Annotated in this window: 2 rRNA genes; both read right to left on the bottom strand. The window is 52.3% G+C overall.

What is annotated here, in order from left to right:
* Nucleotides 1-155 (bottom strand): 23S ribosomal RNA (locus HOP45_RS20470); the annotation flags it as partial.
* A gap of 137 nt (nt 156-292) precedes the next feature.
* Nucleotides 293-579, bottom strand: a 16S ribosomal RNA gene (locus HOP45_RS20465); the annotation flags it as partial.

Genomic DNA, 579 nt, shown 5'->3' with positions numbered 1-579 from the left:
CAGGATACGGTCCCATTACGGACCGTGGGTTCCCCCATTCGGACATCTCCGGATCATAGCCTACTTACGGCTTCCCGAAGCATATCGGTGTTAGTCCCGTCCTTCATCGGCGCCTCGTGCCAAGGCATCCACCGTGCGCCCTTATTCACTTAACTACATGTGACTAAGACGCTTTCTTGTTTCGATGTTCGTTGAATCTTGCTTATCCAGTTTTCAAGGTTCACATGAAAGATCATCGATCTTTCAAAACTAAACAAACCAGCACCAGTACGTCTCCGTTTTAATTCCTTAGAAAGGAGGTGATCCAGCCGCACCTTCCGATACGGCTACCTTGTTACGACTTCACCCCAATCATTGGCCCCACCTTCGGCGGCTGGCTCCATAAAGGTTACCTCACCGACTTCGGGTGTTGCCAACTCTCGTGGTGTGACGGGCGGTGTGTACAAGGCCCGGGAACGTATTCACCGCGGCATGCTGATCCGCGATTACTAGCGATTCCGGCTTCATGCAGGCGAGTTGCAGCCTGCAATCCGAACTGAGAATGGTTTTATGGGATTTGCTACACCTCGCGGCTTCGCT

This window comes from Thalassobacillus sp. CUG 92003 (assembly GCF_013618635.1).
Lineage (GTDB): Bacteria > Bacillota > Bacilli > Bacillales > Halobacillaceae > CUG-92003.
This window is presented reverse-complemented; position numbering and strand designations above follow the sequence as displayed.